The sequence below is a fragment of the Paenibacillus sinopodophylli genome (genome assembly GCF_005930355.1).
GTDB lineage: Bacteria > Bacillota > Bacilli > Paenibacillales > Paenibacillaceae > Pristimantibacillus > Pristimantibacillus sinopodophylli.
Genome location: NZ_VDBO01000001.1, coordinates 1,184,956 through 1,201,868, shown reverse-complemented (window position 1 = coordinate 1,201,868; position 16,913 = coordinate 1,184,956). Strand labels below are relative to the sequence as shown.

16 protein-coding genes are annotated in these 16,913 nt (G+C 46.6%); 10 read left to right on the top strand and 6 right to left on the bottom strand.

Annotated features, from left to right (window positions below):
* Window positions 1-30 precede the first annotated feature (30 nt).
* A complete protein-coding gene (gene rpsD, locus FGT79_RS05370; RefSeq protein ID WP_138751713.1) occupies window positions 31-633 on the bottom strand; it encodes a 30S ribosomal protein S4 in 603 nt (200 codons plus the stop codon).
* Window positions 634-995: 362 nt separating this feature from the next.
* On the opposite strand from rpsD, the gene FGT79_RS05365 reads away from it, so the two are divergent.
* Window positions 996-2,945 (top strand): sensor domain-containing diguanylate cyclase, encoded by a 1,950-nt coding sequence (locus FGT79_RS05365; protein WP_138751712.1) that lies wholly within the window; start codon window positions 996-998, stop codon window positions 2,943-2,945.
* 131 nt (window positions 2,946-3,076) lie between these two features.
* Window positions 3,077-3,802 carry a hypothetical protein gene (locus FGT79_RS05360; protein ID WP_138751711.1) on the top strand — a complete coding sequence of 242 codons (726 nt, stop codon included), beginning with the start codon at window positions 3,077-3,079 and terminating at the stop codon, window positions 3,800-3,802.
* Between the two features lie 11 nt (window positions 3,803-3,813).
* Here the strand turns inward: FGT79_RS05360 and FGT79_RS05355 are convergent, their stop codons facing one another.
* Window positions 3,814-4,929, bottom strand: coding sequence for an aminopeptidase (locus tag FGT79_RS05355; RefSeq protein WP_138751710.1), 1,116 nt, complete (start codon window positions 4,927-4,929; stop codon window positions 3,814-3,816).
* A 543-nt stretch (window positions 4,930-5,472) separates the two neighbouring features.
* Between FGT79_RS05355 and FGT79_RS05350 the strand changes: the two genes are divergently transcribed.
* Both FGT79_RS05350 and FGT79_RS05345 read left to right on the top strand, forming a co-directional pair.
* Window positions 5,473-5,715 (top strand): HPr family phosphocarrier protein, encoded by a 243-nt coding sequence (locus FGT79_RS05350; RefSeq protein ID WP_138751709.1) that lies wholly within the window; start codon window positions 5,473-5,475, stop codon window positions 5,713-5,715.
* 138 nt (window positions 5,716-5,853) lie between these two features.
* A complete protein-coding gene (locus tag FGT79_RS05345; protein ID WP_138751708.1) occupies window positions 5,854-6,141 on the top strand; it encodes an Fpa/YlaN family protein in 288 nt (95 codons plus the stop codon).
* 51 nt (window positions 6,142-6,192) lie between these two features.
* On the opposite strand, the gene cax is transcribed toward FGT79_RS05345, so the two are convergent.
* Window positions 6,193-7,251, bottom strand: a complete 1,059-nt coding sequence (cax, locus tag FGT79_RS05340; protein WP_138751707.1) for a calcium/proton exchanger — start codon at window positions 7,249-7,251, stop codon at window positions 6,193-6,195.
* A gap of 204 nt (window positions 7,252-7,455) precedes the next feature.
* On the opposite strand from cax, the gene FGT79_RS05335 reads away from it, so the two are divergent.
* On the top strand, window positions 7,456-7,839 hold the full coding sequence (locus tag FGT79_RS05335; protein ID WP_138751706.1) for an Asp23/Gls24 family envelope stress response protein: 384 nt from the start codon (window positions 7,456-7,458) through the stop codon (window positions 7,837-7,839).
* A 36-nt stretch (window positions 7,840-7,875) separates the two neighbouring features.
* Here FGT79_RS05335 and ftsW read toward each other — a convergent pair whose 3' ends face one another.
* A complete protein-coding gene (ftsW, locus tag FGT79_RS05330) occupies window positions 7,876-9,075 on the bottom strand; it encodes a putative lipid II flippase FtsW (RefSeq protein WP_138751705.1) in 1,200 nt (399 codons plus the stop codon).
* Between the two features lie 10 nt (window positions 9,076-9,085).
* Window positions 9,086-9,430: a YugN family protein gene (locus FGT79_RS05325; RefSeq protein WP_138751704.1), complete on the bottom strand. Its 345-nt coding sequence runs from the start codon at window positions 9,428-9,430 to the stop codon at window positions 9,086-9,088.
* 343 nt (window positions 9,431-9,773) lie between these two features.
* On the opposite strand from FGT79_RS05325, the gene FGT79_RS05320 reads away from it, so the two are divergent.
* On the top strand, window positions 9,774-10,958 hold the full coding sequence (locus FGT79_RS05320; protein ID WP_342778457.1) for a M20 family metallopeptidase: 1,185 nt from the start codon (window positions 9,774-9,776) through the stop codon (window positions 10,956-10,958).
* A gap of 75 nt (window positions 10,959-11,033) precedes the next feature.
* Here FGT79_RS05320 and FGT79_RS05315 read toward each other — a convergent pair whose 3' ends face one another.
* Window positions 11,034-11,882: a thermonuclease family protein gene (locus FGT79_RS05315; RefSeq protein ID WP_138751703.1), complete on the bottom strand. Its 849-nt coding sequence runs from the start codon at window positions 11,880-11,882 to the stop codon at window positions 11,034-11,036.
* A gap of 166 nt (window positions 11,883-12,048) precedes the next feature.
* Here FGT79_RS05315 and FGT79_RS05310 point away from each other — a divergent pair, with 166 nt between their 5' ends.
* The 4 genes from FGT79_RS05310 (at window position 12,049) to FGT79_RS05295 (ending at window position 16,732) form a co-directional block, all read left to right on the top strand.
* Window positions 12,049-13,752, top strand: a complete 1,704-nt coding sequence (locus FGT79_RS05310) for a DNA repair helicase XPB (protein ID WP_138751702.1) — start codon at window positions 12,049-12,051, stop codon at window positions 13,750-13,752.
* Window positions 13,749-15,794, top strand: a complete 2,046-nt coding sequence (locus tag FGT79_RS05305; RefSeq protein WP_138751701.1) for a helicase-associated domain-containing protein — start codon at window positions 13,749-13,751, stop codon at window positions 15,792-15,794. The genes FGT79_RS05310 and FGT79_RS05305 overlap by 4 nt, the downstream gene beginning before the upstream one ends.
* Window positions 15,795-15,864: 70 nt before the next feature.
* Window positions 15,865-16,359: a YlbF/YmcA family competence regulator gene (locus FGT79_RS05300; RefSeq protein WP_138751700.1), complete on the top strand. Its 495-nt coding sequence runs from the start codon at window positions 15,865-15,867 to the stop codon at window positions 16,357-16,359.
* Between the two features lie 109 nt (window positions 16,360-16,468).
* Window positions 16,469-16,732, top strand: coding sequence for a YlbG family protein (locus FGT79_RS05295; RefSeq protein ID WP_138751699.1), 264 nt, complete (start codon window positions 16,469-16,471; stop codon window positions 16,730-16,732).
* Window positions 16,733-16,913 lie beyond the last annotated feature (181 nt).

Sequence of the window (16,913 nt, the reverse complement as noted above, 5' to 3'; positions counted from 1 at the left end):
GAACCAAATGGTTCAAGGTTTCTCTGTTTATTAACGGCTGTAGAATTCGACGATTTGTTTCTCGTCGATATCTTGGGAAAGCTCACCGCGGTCTGGAAGACGAACGAATTTACCTTCCAATGCTTGATCGTTGAACTCCAAGTAGTTAGGAAGGTGATGACGACCTTCCATAGCTTCTTTGATCGTTCTAAGGCCACGGCTGCGCTCGCGCAATCCGATTACATCGCCTAGTGAAACGCTGTAAGAAGCGATATCCACTTTCTTGCCGTTTACAGTTACGTGACCGTGTGATACCAACTGACGTGCTCCTGCACGGGAGTTGGAAAGGCCAAGACGGTAAACGAGGTTGTCAAGACGGCTTTCAAGGAGGCCCATGAAGTTTTCACCGGCTTTACCTTTCATTTTTGCCGCTTTGTCAAACAAGTTGCGGAATTGTTTTTCGTTCAAACCGTACATGTGACGAAGCTTTTGTTTCTCTTGCAATTGAACGCCATAACCGCTCATTTTTTTGCGTTGGTTAGGGCCGTGTTGACCTGGTGGAAATGCGCGTTTTGCAAGTTCTTTACCTGTGCCGCTCAAAGAGATTCCAAGGCGACGGCTTAGTTTAAATTTAGGTCCTGTATAACGTGACATACGTAATATTAACTCCTTCATCAAATAAATTTGTGAATGGGGTTGTGTTTCGCCGAATACGTTCAACGTCCGAGCATGCTCGTCCCTGTGAGGCTAGTCAGCCGCTGGCCTACAGCGAACGTATTTCATGAGGGTGACACAAAACCGTACGCCCATCTATTCATCAATAAATAATATATGAAATATATAGCCGTTGTCAAGGTTCATGCATGAATATTAATGTTGCGAAAAGAGCATCAAAAGTCCTATATTTAAAAGAGTTAGTAGTGCAAATTTCTTAAAAATGAAGTATGATGGTGATATTATCACGCGAACATAGGAAGCTCATCACCTTGATTGACTGATGGAAGGGTTGGGGCTGCATGGTTGATCAAATGAATAGCAAGTTTGCATATCGTAATACTTCAACACTTGTAGATACATCTGCAGAATCACAACCGGTCTGGTTTATACATGAAGATATAAGCGATGCGGACGAGCCTCTGCTGTCTCCCTTGTTTCAGGAAAGCTTTACGCAATGGATAAATGAGGGCGCCGGGTTAGCCTTATTTGGTGCTGGCGAGTTTCTTCTCTTCAATAAGGAAGCTGCGTTTGTTGCAGGTGCAGGTGCAGGCAAGCAGACTACGGTATTGTCCGCGTCAGATGAAGAGGCTCTCGATTCAATTATACGCAGCGCATTAAGCAGCGGAAGCATGAAAATTAATGAATCAGAAGATTGTTTTGCAGCAGCAGTGCCCGTGTCAAGGAGGAAGGATGGCGCTGTTTTTTGCGTTCTTGCTTATTTAGCTCCAATTGATGCAAAACCGAATCTGGAGCAGTTACTCCAGTGCTCGCTGCACTTCCGCAGCTGCTTTTATCATAAGTTCGAGCATATTTATGTTAAGGATTTACTTCTTCAACAGCGGCGTTCAGATCAGGATGCCAAAAGAAAAGATGCGTTATTCCGAGCGGCAAAGCGGCTTTACGATCAAATAGACGTTGCATCCGTGTTATCGGAACTGCTCTACAGCCTAGAGCAGCTGTTCCCGAACTCCGAGGTGCAGTTATATTTGTCGCAGGATCATTTGAATGGAGACCCACGGGTTAAGCCGCTTGTATTCAAGAATGCTGAACATGATCTCGTTGCCAAAGCATTTCTGAATGGAAAATCAGTGACCGAGCATGATCGTGACGGGACGTTGAGGCTAGCTGTGCCTATGACTGGCAAACAAGCAGCGTATGGTGTGCTTTGTATGAGCATCGGCCCAGGGCTATGGGATGAGGGCGACCTGCCTGCCTTTCTACTGTTGGCTGACACATCAGGATCTGCCTTTGAGAATGCTAAGCTATACGAGCAATCCAATTTATTAATAAATGAGCTTCGCCTGATTAACGAGCTTACGAAGCGCTTGAATCAGTCATTAAGGCTGAAAGAAATATTTCAGTTTGCAACTAGCGAGCTGCTGACCATATTCGACGCGGATTATTGCTGCGTACTGCAGCTCAACAAAGAAAAGAACCAGTTTATCGTCATGTCGAGCAATTTCCCGGCACTTACCAGCGAGCAGTTTTCGCCCGATTATGGTTTTTGCGGTATGGTTTATCGTACGAGGGAGCCATTGATCATATCAGATTATTGGCATACAAGAGTCGTAACCTCCAAGCTGATGGACAATACAGGCTCTAGATCACTTATCGCTGCACCGATTATGGTGGATGGTGAAGTTGTTGGCGTTATACTTGTGACGCATAAGGCTCCTAATTTCTTTTCTTATGACAACTATAAATTGCTTCAAGTAATGAGTACGCACATTGGACTCGCCGTGACAAACGCATCGCTGCATGCCGAGGTTCGGAGAATGGTTATAACCGATAATTTGACGGGGCTTCATGCGAGGCATTATCTTAATGAACAAATTCAGAATAAACAGCGCAAGGATCCATTTGGTTCGCTTATTCTCGTTGACATTGATTTGTTCAAGCGTGTTAATGATACTTATGGTCATCAAGTGGGCGATCGTATTCTCATACAGGTTAGCGATATTATTAGAGGCTCAATTAGGCAAGGCGATATTGCAGCTAGATGGGGCGGCGAAGAGCTTGCGGTTTATTTGCCAGGCATAAGGGCAGAGCAGGCTTACCGAATTGCAGAAAGAATAAGGCAGCATGTCGAGCTTGAAACTGATCCTGTTGTCACCGTTTCCTGCGGCGTGTCAGAGTGGACCTTCGAGGACGAGAAGATTAGCGTAGAATCGTTATTCTATCGTGCGGACATGGCTCTTTATGATGCTAAGCACAATGGTCGAAATTGTATTTTCGTAGGACAAAGCTAGTTACGAATCAATCACATATACAATAGCGAAGAGGATGCCAGCCGGCATCCTCTTTCTTTTTGACAAACCGGGAATAAGGAGCAAGGAGACAAGGGAGTATATTATGGAATAGGATGAACGGGAGGTGCAAGATGAAGCATCAGGTTTGGAGAGTGGGAGCACTATTCCTATTAGGTTTAGTTTTCTTGGGTGGATGCGGCAGCACAGGCAAGCAGAGGACGCCTCAGGAGTGGTTGTCTTTATCTTACTCGGGGCTTGCAGCTACGGATCAGTACGCTTTTACCGGCTCGATGAGTATGAAGACGGAAGGCGGGTTGTCATTTGAACCGGAGATATTCGAAGGACGGGTTGTCGACCATCAACAATTAACATTGCAGACGAGCAGTACGGATCCGCTGCATTGGAATCCGGTGCAAGTGCTTGAAGCGCTTAATGAATCGAGTGAGGAGGTGTATATTGTGGAGGATAATAAGGACGCTGACACAATAAAGCTCATGTTGAAGGAGGCAGCTAGCTTATCCAACGAGAGGTGGAAGCAGCGTCTTCTTCAACAGCTGGATCAGCTTGGAGCTAATATGCCGGCAGCGGAGAGCCCATACTTTCACGAGTGGACAAAGGAATTGAACAGCTCGCGCAAGCAACTAGAAGCGATTCTGACGACGCTGGAGGCGGAAACGGAATATGAGCTAGTCATTGACCGAGACCGTCTACTGCCTCTGGAAATGAAAGAGGAAACCGTTTTCCGTTATCGGAAAGCGGATAAGCCGTTCTCCGAGACGCGTAAAACGACTGTCCGCTTTCAATCCTTTGACGGTAACTCGAGCGACGCCGTTCAACATAAATTAAATCGAAAATAAAATGGAGTCGGTTACTTCAAGTTATCCGGATTTAAGCCCTTGAGCTCATCAATGACAAACAGTCCGTCTTTGCGAATTAACCGATCGTCAAAGTAAATTTCACCGCCACCATATTCAGGTCTTTGTATCAATACAAGATCCCAGTGAATACCCGATGAGTTGCCGTTGTATGCAGTGTCATAGCATTGTCCCGGTGTAAAGTGAATGCTACCGGAAATTTTCTCGTCAAAGAGAATGTCCTTCATGGGATGCAGGATATAAGGGTTAACGCCAATAGCGAATTCTCCGATATAACGAGCCCCTTCATCGGTATCGAGAATTTTATTTATGCGATTCGTATCATTTGCTGTTGCTTCAACAATTTTACCGTTTTCGAAGCGGAGTTTCACATTCTCGAATACAAACCCGTTATAGGGACTTGGTGAATTATATGCAATGACGCCGTTTACGCTATCGCGAACGGGTGCGGTATATACTTCTCCATCAGGTATATTTCTCAAACCCGAGCATTTAATCGCCGGAATATCTTTTATGGAGAAACTGAGATCAGTTCCCGGTGCTACCAAGCGGATTTTGTCGGTTTTGTTCATTAACTCGACGAGAGCTTCCATTTCCTTACCCATTTTTGAGTAATCCATTGTACATACATCGAAATAGAACTTCTCAAACGCATCAGTGCTCATTGAAGCGAGCTGCGCCATCGATGGGTTGGGGTAACGCAAAACAACCCACTTTGTATTTTTCACACGGATTGAAGAATGTACTTTATGGCTATAAGCCGTGCTGTAAAGTTTCATCTTGTCATCAGGTACATCGGACATTTCGTAAATGTTATTCGCACCGCGAACGCCAATATAGGCATTCATTTTGGACATCTGATACGCATCAAAATCTGCCCACGTTTGCATTTGCTCTTCAGTGGCATTTAACAGCAATTCTCTTGTGATTTGTTGATCCCGCACGTTCACAAACGGATTGCCTCCGGCTTCGTGAACCTGTTTAACCAATTCTTTGACTAAGACATTATCGAGGTTGAACGCCTCAATCAACACATTTTCCCCTGGCTGAACCTTCGTAGAATAATTCACGAGCACATCAGCCAATTTACTGAGGCGTGCATCAAACATAAATAAATCCCTCCGTTGAACATTTTGTCATGTGACTTTATTATAATGAATTTCAATCGGAATTCCTAACGTGTACGACCGAACACTCAGAATAAATGATATTCACTTTGTAAATATTAACGACACAAAAGTGCTAATGAACATTTAGTCGGAACACATTTACTATATACATCAAGGGCATGTTGTAATCATATAGCAACCGAAATACGGAGGCGGGGGAGTTACCTGGATAATGCCCTTATTTTGGAAGGGATGTGTATATGTTATTTTTAAACGTATAGGAAAGTATATGATTTTACTCATATTTTCTCAATACGTTTCGACGAAACGAGGGCGTCTATTAAAAGGACACCGTCAGCCGTTTCACCTTAGCTTGAAGGTTTATAGGCTGAATACTTGAAATAAACAGTGGTTTTGACAACGGATTCCTATGTAATAAATGGGAAATAAAGCGTTTTTCATTTTCCCTCTTGCTGGATAGTCCTTTTCAGGTTATCATGGTGACAAAGGTAAGCTTTACTAATTTAACTGGAGGGATCTCCCATGTCCAACAACGCAGCTATCGTAGAAATTTCCCAAACGGCTAGCCAATTCACTTCATCCATCGTTCTGCAAGCCGAGAGCAAATATATCGATGTAAAGAGCATCCTCGGATTATTCACAACATTAGTAGGCGGACATGCGTATGAATTGCACGTACACGGCCCTGATGCTGAAGAAGCTAAGACGGCAATGGCTGATGTATTTGCCAAGCACAACCTAAACGTTAATGTTATTACCGATTAGTAGGATTATTAAGTTATTGAATAAGCGCTCCTTCAATTATGAAGGGGCGCTTTTCTGTTTTGACCTTGTATAATCCCTCTTTTTCGTCTAATATAAAGGGTATAGAAGACGGCGGATACGCGCATAGGGGGGAAAACGATGTCTTCACCGGAAATTACGGTACAATTGCATGAGAAAGCACTTCGTCTCCTTCAGGAAGATGCGAGTAAAATAGAAAAGCTAATCGAAGTTCAGATGGAAAATTTGACCACCCGTCAATGTCCGCTGTACGAAGAGGTGCTAGATACGCAGATGTATGGGTTCTCGCGAGAGGTTGACTTTGCTGTTCGTGCAGGGCTTATCGCAGAGCTGGCAGGCAAAGAGATAGTAAGCAGGCTAGAGCGGAATTTAGCAATGCTATATGAAGCTTTGGAAAGAAGAGAGTAGCATCCTAATGGAGGCTACTCTTTTTTTCGTACATCTTTCTAAAATGATTGACTATACAAGGTAGAAGGCGATGCCTAGAATAATGTATACCATAATGAGCAGAACCCCTTCATACCAGTTCGTGCGTCCATCTCGAGAGACGGACTTGGCAATGAAGACGGACACGCCGATAGCCGTTAACTCAATGGGTGTAAATACGATATCCATCGTATTGCCGAATAATGCGCTGACCAGAATAAGCACCGGAGCAACAAATAATGCGATCTGTAAGCTGCTTCCGATCGCAATTTCTACTGCAGCTCCGATTTTATTTTTCATCGCTAAGATGACCGCTGCGCTATGCTCTGCCGCGTTTCCGACAATAGCGATGACAAATGCCCCTATAAACAGCTCAGATAGCCCAAATTGCTCGCTGAACGCATCAAGTGTATGTACAAGCCATTCGCTCACGAAAGCGACCATAACGGTTGCTAGGAGCAGGAAGAAGATCGACTTCCCTTTCGACCAAGCTGGCTCTTCGCCGTGATCCGCATTCATAACCACATCAGTGAGCATATCCTTGTGGGTAACCATAGAGAACAGGAGCCACAGAATGTAGGAAACAATTAAAATGCCTGCAACCGCAAGGCTCAGGAATTGATCCTTCTCGAAAGTGAATTTCTCGGAAACGACAAATACGGCTGGGACAAAAAGACCGATGACCGCCATAATCATAAGTGTAGAATTATGATCCGCAAGCCGGCCATTGAAGTGTTGCTCCTTGTATTTGAGCCCCCCCAGCAAAATACTGAGTCCAAGCACAAGCAGAAGGTTTCCGATAATGGCACCTGTCAAGCTTGCTTTCACCATGTCGAATTGCTGCGCTTTTATGAGAAATATCGCAATGATTAGCTCAGCAGCGTTGCCGAAGGTCGCATTTAAGAAACCGCCTAATCTCTGCCCCGCATAATGCGCGACGCTCTCTGTCGCTTTCCCAAGGAAGCCTGCCACAAATATAATGGCAATTGCAGAAATGATGAACTGTGCCGTGTTGTTGAAATGGGCGAAGTGCCCGATTCCGCTTAGCAGGAACATGACAATCAATCCTGAAAAAAACAATTTCTGATTCAAGCCTAACACCTCTTCATAGTAGGGTGGAAACATGATCATACTATAGCTGAAATGATCATACTTGTAAACTTTACCAGATCACTCATTTTGTGCACTGAATTTGGCTTGAGCTACGTTTAACAAAAGCTTTTTATGACTCCGCTTTGCCGTGATTATGTCCGTCTGCTATAATAAACTTATATGGCAAATTGAGGAGTGAGTCACATGACCGAAGAACTTCAAACAGGTCTTATCCGAATCTCTGATGATGTAGTAGCAACGATAGCTGGACTCGCAGCACTTGAAACACCAGGCATAGCAGCCATGTCAGGCGGTATATCTGAAGGGCTCGCTAAAAGGTTAAGCGGCAAGAACGTGCAAAAAGGCGTATCTGTTGAAGTGGGAACGACGGAAGCGGCCATCGATCTTCGTATTATTGTCCATTATGGCATTCCCATTCAAGAGGTTTGCCGTCAGCTTCAACTGAATGTACGTGAATCAGTTGAGAACATGACAGGCTTGCATGTGGTAGAAGTGAATGTGAAGGTGGAAGGCGTAGCCTTCAAAGAGGAAGAAATTGACGAAGTACAGCAGCAGCGTCTGAAATAAAAGCGAATTATGAATAGAAATAACTGAAAGGACCTCTCACATGGAAGAGGTCCTTTTCGTTACGGTTGTTGTTCGACGGTTATTGTCGGTACTTGTCGTTTTGTTCTCTGCTCTGTTCGATTCCCTGGATATGCTTAGCAGCACGCCCATACACATTAGACAGACAAGCAGTGATGAGCCGCCGTAGCTAATGAAGGGGAGAGTAACGCCAGTCATCGGAATGGCCTTGGTGACGCCGCCAATATTGACAAATGCTTGGATGGCGAACAGACCAACGACGCCGACGCCGACGATCGTTCCGTATTGATCGGGACAGCGCAGGGCGACAATAAGGCCGCGCCACAAAAACAGCAAGTAAAAGAGCAGGAAAAGCGTACTTCCAATAAAGCCTAGTTCCTCGCCGATAATCGAAAAGATGAAGTCGTTATAAGGATATTTCAAGTAATGCAGCTTCTGCACGCTTTCTCCGAAGCCAGCCCCAGTGAGCCCGCCATGTCCAAGCGCTTGAAGAGACGCTACCAGTTGCCAGCCTGAGCCTAACGGATCAGCTAGCGGGTCGCTATACGCCGTGAAGCGTTCAATTCGGTACTTCCAGCCATTCGGGTTGATAGCCATCCAAATACTGACGACAACGGTACCTAGCAAAGCAAGCACGGTGCCTGAAAGAAAAATATGCTTTAAATTGGCACCGCCAGCGAGAATCATGATGCTTGCACAGGCAGCGATAACTAGACATGAGCCTAAGTCTGGCTGCAGCATAACGAGCATGCATATGAAACCAACGATGACGATGACTGGCAGCAGTCCTTTTTTGAAATCACGGAACTTCTCGTCTTTCTTGGAGATCAGTGCGCCAACATACAGAATGAGCGCGAGCTTGGCGGGCTCTGTCGGTTGAATTCCGAATTTGCCGATATTGAACCAGCTACTCGCGCCGTTAACGGCCTCGTTGAAAGGGACGATCATCAGCATAATGATGACCGGAATAAACAAAAGCATAAAAGATTTCTTATAGACCTGATATCGCAGGTTCATCATAAATAGCATTATGAATGTACCCGCAATAGCAAATACAGCCTGTTTTTTAATGAAATACAGTGAATCATCGAAAGAAACCTTTGCTACGCCGGAGCTTGCGCTGAATACCATCACAAGCCCAAAGCCAACGAGCAGAAGAGTCAGAATGAGAAGCAGAAAGTCCGGTCTTCCACGGCTGCCGTTCTGCGTGGCTTTCATGTGTTCACCTTTACGCTAGCAGTTGTTTCAATTGCTGAAGTCGTTGAGTTGCCGTATTCAAGATAGGCTGAGGCACCGGAGACTCATATTCAAGACCATGCGGGAAAGTAGAGCGGCCAATGTAGACGGATTCAATAATCAACACGGCATGAGGTGATTCAAGCTTGCCCTCAACGGCACGGGTTGTAATTCTCAAATAATAATCGGAGCCGCTGGCGCGATCCTCTAGTTTCAAGTCGTATGTAGCGCGATAGTATTCCCATTGCCAACGTACAAAGCCCACCTGCTCAGCGGATTCGTCTAAATGGTTAAGTTCGCTTTTAACACCGTTTAAGCCGGTATTTTCAATAATCATGGTAGTTCCTCCCAAAGGTTTTGTGAAGCAAAACTGACTTTGTAAGCATATGCTTCCTATTCAAAAGACAGAGTTGTACATTCTTTTCTCATGATAGTATGTTTCCCCAGCAAGCGCAACCCTTACTCCTTACCGTTACCTTGATCAAACGCGACATTTTGAAAAAAAACAGGCTTCCCATGCATTCGGATGTTCTCATGCTTCCTTATTAAGGCTTTCTTCTGGTAAACTAGACGAAAGTATATCCTTCGCTCGGGAGCGCAAGCTTTTCGAGGATAGCGACAAAACAGGAATGCGGCAATGACGGCGTGTTCGTTTCAAAAATGGTTAGGGGGTTTGCGATTTGCAGACAGAGGATATCGTAGATCTAGAGTTAGAAAAGTTGTTTCCAAGCATGATCAAATGGCGCAGGCATCTTCATCAATATCCGGAGCTGTCCTTTCATGAGCGAGTGACATCAAGCTGGATTGCCAGCCAATTGAACGAGCTTCATATTGAAGTGCTGACTGGCGTTGGGGGGCATGGCCTTGTTGCTGTTATTAAAGGTGATAAGCCAGGTCCGGTAATCGCGCTGCGCGCAGACATTGATGCGCTGCCAATTCAAGATGAGAAAAAATGCGAGTATTCTTCCAAGGTGCCGAATGTGATGCATGCATGCGGGCATGATGCGCATACGGCAACTATGCTAGCTATCGCTTCTTATTATGCGGCAAACCGTTCGGAAATAAGCGGTGAGCGAAGGCTGTTGTTCCAGCCTGCCGAGGAGGTTACGCCTGGCGGGGCGAAGCCAATGATTGAGGATGGAGCGCTTGATGGCGTTGATGTCATCTATGGTGTTCACCTATGGACACCGCTCGCGCACGGCTTAATCTCGTCCAAGCCTGGTCCGTTTATGGCTGCTGCGGACGAGTTTGTGATCGATATAATCGGGCAAGGCGGCCATGGAGGATTACCTCATCAGGCTGTTGATGCCATTCTAATTGGTTCCAGCCTTGTCCAAGCTGTGCAGTCCATTGTCAGCCGCAACGTGAACCCGCTGCATCCTGCGGTTGTAACGATCGGCTCCTTCCAAGCCGGTACGACCAATAATGTTATTGCAGAGCGCTGCAAGCTTAAGGGGACTGTTCGATCCTTCGATGAAAAAACGAGAATGATGATTCATGAGCGTCTGGAATCACTTGTTGCGCATATATGCCAAATGCATGGTGCGGAATATGAGTATCATATGCGGATTGGATATCCGCCAGTAGTCAACGATGACGTGGAGGCAGATCGTTTCTTTACAGTCGGCGAGCAGTTGTTCGGAGAAGCGGCTGTCCTCCGTTCGGAGGCGATTACAGTCGCCGAAGATTTCTCTTATTATTTGGAGAAGGTGCCTGGTTGCTTTATGTTTGTAGGAGCCGGCAATGAAAGCAATGGAGCCGTATATGCCCATCATCATCCGAAGTTTGATATCGATGAGCGAGCAATGAAGCGTGCAGCGAGGCTCTTAATCGGGATGGCCGAGAATTATGCGATAACGGAATAAATAAATAGTGAAAAGGCTGCCTGATGCGTAATGAAGCGCAATCAGGCAGCCTTTTTGATAGGAAAGGGATAAACACTAATTATCCTCCCAGACAGATACTAGCTCGTTGTATTGATTGTAAAGCTCTGCAGGATCAGATTCTTTATTGTTCCAGATGTTCGTCGCTCCCCATTGAAGGAGATCATAGTCGGAAGGGCGAGTGATATCAGCAGAGGTGATGACGACTGTCCCAAGCCCCTCCAGCACGTAGGCTCCGAATGGATAGGTTTGGTTGCCGCGTACGCTCACCAGCTTCCAGCCATTCATTGGAATGGGATCATTGGTCGTGTTCGTTATCGTTACAAGCTCCGCCTGCTTATCAACCACGATAATTATACCGCTTCTGGCTGCCTTCTTGACAGGGAATTCAGTATGAGTAATTTCGGCAGGGCTGCTCCACAAGCCTGTTTTGTTTTGTTTGGCTTGCTGTTCCAGCTGTTTGTATGCGTTTTCCATCTTGACGTTAGGCTCAACGATGAGTACTTTGGCAAGTCCATTCTCCAGAAGCAGTTCGTTAAGAATACGGCCATCCTTCAGCTCAACAATGGCTAGCGTACGGCCGAACTTATCCTCCAGCTCTTTGTCAAAACTAATCTTGACCTCCTGCGATTCGGTAAGCAGTTCCTTCGTGAAGGCAGATGCCTCAAGGCCAAATGCTTCAGGCTCGTTATTTGGCGTTTGCGTTTCTGGTGTGTTCACATAAAGTAATCGAATCGTCGTTTCGCTGGAGCCGTTCGAAATCTTGAAGGTATCGCCATCTATATACTTCGTTACTTGATACCAATGGTTGGTTTGAATGGTGTTCGAGGAAAGCTCGGAAAGGTTCGAACATCCGACTAACAGCATGCAAACGAGCATGAGGAGAATGATTATAATTCTTTTCACAGATGCGTACCTCCAGCCCGATTTGCGGTTAATATAAGAACTTCTTATTTATTATAACATATTTCACTCTATAAAATCGCGCTTGCAAAACGGGAAACGAGCATAAAAAAGTGTTAATTTCTGCATACTGTGCCTATAAGGGTATGACTAGGGGAGGGAGACAGCGATGCAGAAACGCTGCGATAAACCATTAATTGTGCAATCCGATCTTGTTGTGCTGCTCGATGAGGGAAAGGCGGATGCAGGTCAAGCCAGGGAAAAGCTTGTCCTCTTCGCTGATGCTGTTCGCAGAGCCGGCGCTATTCACACGTACCGAATTACGCCTTTAACGCTATGGAATGCAGCGTCATCCGGGATGGATGCCGAGGAGCTTATCGCATGGCTGGCATCGAACAGCCGATATGAGCTGCCTTTGCAAGCAGAATCGATGATTCGAAGGCTGATTGGCAGATACGGCAAGCTCTGGCTGTCAACCGAAGGAGGGAAGCTTCTGCTCCACGGATCTACTTCGGTTATGGACGAACTAACCGCACATGAGTCGGTCATACAGCATGTGAAGGAACATTTGGACGACGGGAGCTGGCATTTGGATGAACGATGCCGCGGGGTCCTGAAGCAGGAGCTTACGCGTCTTGGATATCCTGTTATTGACCGGGCTGGCTATCATGCAGGCGAAGAACTGGAGCTATCACTCCGACTGCGGACGATTAGTGATCGGCGATTCGAATTGAGGGACTATCAGCAGTCAGCTGTTGAACAATTTTATAAGGAAGGGACGGTGCAAGGGGGCAGTGGCGTTCTCGTATTGCCCTGCGGGGCAGGGAAAACGATTGTTGGCATAGCGGCTATGGCTAGGTTAGGGAGAGCAACGCTCATTCTAACCTCCAACGCTACCTCTGTGAAACAGTGGAAGGATGAGCTGCTCGATAAAACCAGCTTGCAGGATTCGGAGGTTGGCCAATATGGCGGTACATTGAAGCAGGTACGTCCGGTCACAATTGCAACTTATCATATACTGACTCACCGAAAATCAAAGTCGCTGCCATTTACCCATATGAAGCTGTTTACGGAACGTGATTGGGGTCTTATTATCTATGACGAGGTTCATTTGCTGCCTGCTCCTGTGTTTCGTATGACGGCCGAAATCCAAGCGACGAGACGATTAGGACTTACTGCAACGCTCGTTCGGGAGGATGGATGCGCGGAGGATGTATATTCGCTTATCGGGCCCAAGCAATATGATTTGCAATGGAAGACAGCTGAGGCAGCAGCTCATATCGCAGCTGTTGCTTGTGCTGAAATTAGGGTGCCGATGCACAGCAGTACCGCTGCTATGTATGTGCAAGCAAGCACAAGGTCGAAGCTGCGCCTTGCAGCCGAGAATCCAGCCAAAACGCAAATTGTGGAGCAGCTGTTGCAGCAACATGTAGGTAAGCCTACTTTAATTATTGGACAATATTTGAACCAATTGCACCTACTAGCAGCTAAGTTAGGTGTTCCTTTGCTAACGGGAGAAGTTCCACAAGAGGAGCGCCAGACACTTTATGGACGCTTCAAAGCAGGTGAGCTGTCTGTGCTAATCGTGTCAAAGATCGCGAACTTCGCTGTGGATTTGCCTGATGCTGCGGTTGCTATTCAGCTCTCGGGAAGCTTTGGCTCCAGGCAGGAGGAGGCGCAGCGGATTGGTAGGCTGCTGCGCCCGAAGGCAGGAAACAATCAAGCATGGTTTTACACGATCGTGACTGATGAGACCAAGGAAACGGAATTCGGCATGAAGCGGCAATTGTTCATGCTTGAGCAAGGCTATCATTATGAGAGACTGATTAGCCCGATCGTCAAGGACGCTCAGGAGGAGGCAACCGCGCAATGAGAATGAAGCAGTTATTAGCTAAGCTTTCTGCTGATCGGCAGGAAAGGTATATGCACATGCCCGTGTGGCACCAAGCAAGCCAAATGGGAATGACCTGGAAGAATGCGGCAGTGAGCGAATTGGCCATCGGAGCTGCTGCTGACAGGCTCACCGAATGCGGCTTAGAGGTGATAAAGCAATTCGTTCTCCATTATGCGGTCGTGCCGGTTGAATATGAGCGTCTTATTCGAGAGCTTCGCGCATTTACATTTTTATCAGGCGCGGAATGCCAGCTTGGCATAGCTGAGCTGGAGGAAGCAGGCATCCTCTTCTCTGTGAAGAAAGCGTGGGGTGAGAGCCTTTACTTTATGCCGGCACATTGTTTCATAGGCTGGAGTAAAGTGTTGTTTCCATACAAGCCTGAGCAGCTGAGTTCGACCGACAAAGAGAAGCTGGCTAATGGCACGCTGCGGCCCTATTGCCGCCCGTTCAGCAGCCAACTGCTCAGTATGTTGGCAGAGCTTGGCAGGAATGGTCTTGGACTGACGCTTAATGGCGTGCTACCCAAGAAGATAATCGCAAAGCTGATGCGAGCAATCTCTATAGATGATTTTACAATTGAAGCCTTTAAAGTAAAGGGGGCGCATGGAGATGCATATCCCCCGAGCGTTGCGTTTATGCTGCAGGCGGCTGTTGGATTGGGATTATTATCGACTGAGGATAGCTCTTTGATATGGAATGAGTCAGCACTTCGGAGCTGGCTTGAGCTGGGACAGTTATCACGCGATGCACAGCTCATGGACTGGTGTCTGGAGCTGTTGCTTCCAGCAGAGGCAGGCAGCGCTCACGCTGCGGCTGTGATGCTTAGCGTGGAAGCAGGCGAGTGGTTTTCCATTAAAGCTCTGAATAAGTGGCTTAGCGAGCGTGAGCTCACTGAGACAGGAAACTGGTGCGGACTTTTGTATAGCATGGGCTGGATCGAAGTTGTTCAGAGCGGGCATGGGAATGAAGTGGAGCTTTATTGCAAATGGAAGCGTAATGTCCCTTATTCTTCTGATCTAATCGATTCACAATCAGAATCGAGTCCAAACGTCTCCATTCAGCCTAATGGAGAAGTAATCGTCGATCCGGACTGTCCGTTCACAGTCAGATGGGAGCTTGAGCTAATCGCAGCAAGGAAGTCAGAGGAGCAAGTTACTGTATACCAGCTTGAAGCGGCTGCGATTGCGCGGGCTGTAGAACTAGGCAGAACGAAACAGTCCATTCAGCGCTTCTTACAGGATGTTTCAGGCGGGGAAGAGCTTCCTTCGACAGTCGGTGCCTTATTGGATGTGTGGACCAGTCACGCTGGGCGAACAGTATTAGCCGAGATAACGCTGCTTCGCTGTGATCATCAAGACGTGGCTGCTTTCATCGAAAGGGATATGGAGTTGGCGCCGTTCTTGCTGCAAAAGCTGGGATTAACGGATTTCATTGTGGAACAAACACATGTACAGGAAATAAGACGGTTACTGGCGCGAGCTGGCTATCCGGCGCGGAAAGTGGTTCTAAGGGGTACGGAGAAAGGCAACGCATCAATAGATTATCCGATGTTTGGCCATGAGATGAGGACGCAGTTATGCGATGAGCAGTTCGGAACAAATGCCAAGGCAGAGAATATGGAAAAGAATAGGGCAGAAAGTATGAATGAACGTGCACCATTATTTCTGTATGAGACCTATCCGCTGCATCATTTCACGCTTAATGATCAGCCTCTGAGGGAAAAGCTAATAGCCGGGTCGCAGCTCGAGAGAGTTCCCTCTATGTGGATCAAACAAATGCGTTCCTACCATCATTCGACCAGAAGAGAGCTTATTGAGCAGGCACTGCAGTGGCAAACACCTATTCAAATGCGAATAGGGCAAGGCTTGCGCTCCTTCGTACCTGAGAAGCTCGAGTATCAAGGCGACAGTTGGGCTGTAGTCGGTATGCTCCGGGATGATCCGCATCAGACAGCACGTCTTACTCCAGACATGTGGGAGGAGATGCAGCTGCTTATTCCGGGCCAAGAAAGTCCAATATAATCTCTATCTATTGGATATAGGGTTATGATATGATAGTGTAGAATTTAGCGAATTGAAATGAGGTGGATGAATGCCTACTGCTGAAGGTTTAACGGCTATTCAGTTGGAGCAACCGCAAGGCGGCGTTTCTTCTCTCGATATGGCATCGCTGCTGCTTTGTGCTTATGAGCTTGGTGATTGGATTAATCAATCGGCAGAAGTTGCCGAGTATCTATATTGGAAAACCGCAGTAAATGAAGACGAGGAAGTGAAGCGGATTACGAAACGCTTCGCGAAGGCAAAAGAGTTGTTTGTCGAATGTGAGCGTTTTGGCCGCTTTCATCCCGACTATAACGAAGCGAAGGATAAAGTGAAGCAGATTGAACGCGAGCTTAGTGAAATAGAGAGCGTTCGCCGCTTCAAAACCGCGGAGCAGGTCGTGGATGATATGCTTTTTGAAGTTTCTCGCACGATTGCGGAATCCGTGTCGGATAACATAAAGGTTCCAAGTAACGAGAAGGCGGCAGGCGGCGGCAGCTGCGGCAGCGGGGGCTCTTGCGGATGTGGGAGCGGCGGCTGCGGTTAATCTCTGTTCACACGACCGAGTTATTTGGAATTGAAGCAAGTTTGCGCAGCAAACTTTAGCATGGGCTTACGAAGCAGGTTTGTCTCGCAAACCTTTTAGGAGGGAAAGGATGCTACCGGAACGAACAGGATATATTGTATGGGTAAGTGATTTGAAAGCAGCTAGGTCATTAGAACGATTCGGAACCGTTCATTACATGTCCCGCAAGATGCATTACGTGGTCATGTATATGAATGCTGAGCGTTCGGAAGAAGCAGTTCGGCAAATGGGCAAGCTTTCGTACGTTCGTAAGATTGAGCGTTCGTATCGCAATGAGATCAAAACCGAGTACAGCAAGGATAGTGAAGATAAAACGAGGTTTTACAGCCTTTAACGATTGCCAGATCCATATGCCATATGGTGAAATGATGTCCTGCTAGCAACGATTATAGAAACTATAAAAAGACGCTTTCCAGTGCCCATGAACACTGGAAAGCGTCTTTTTATTGGTTATTATCCAAATTGTTACATAAATGGTCGTACTTTAATTTATTGTTGAAATATCGGACAATCAT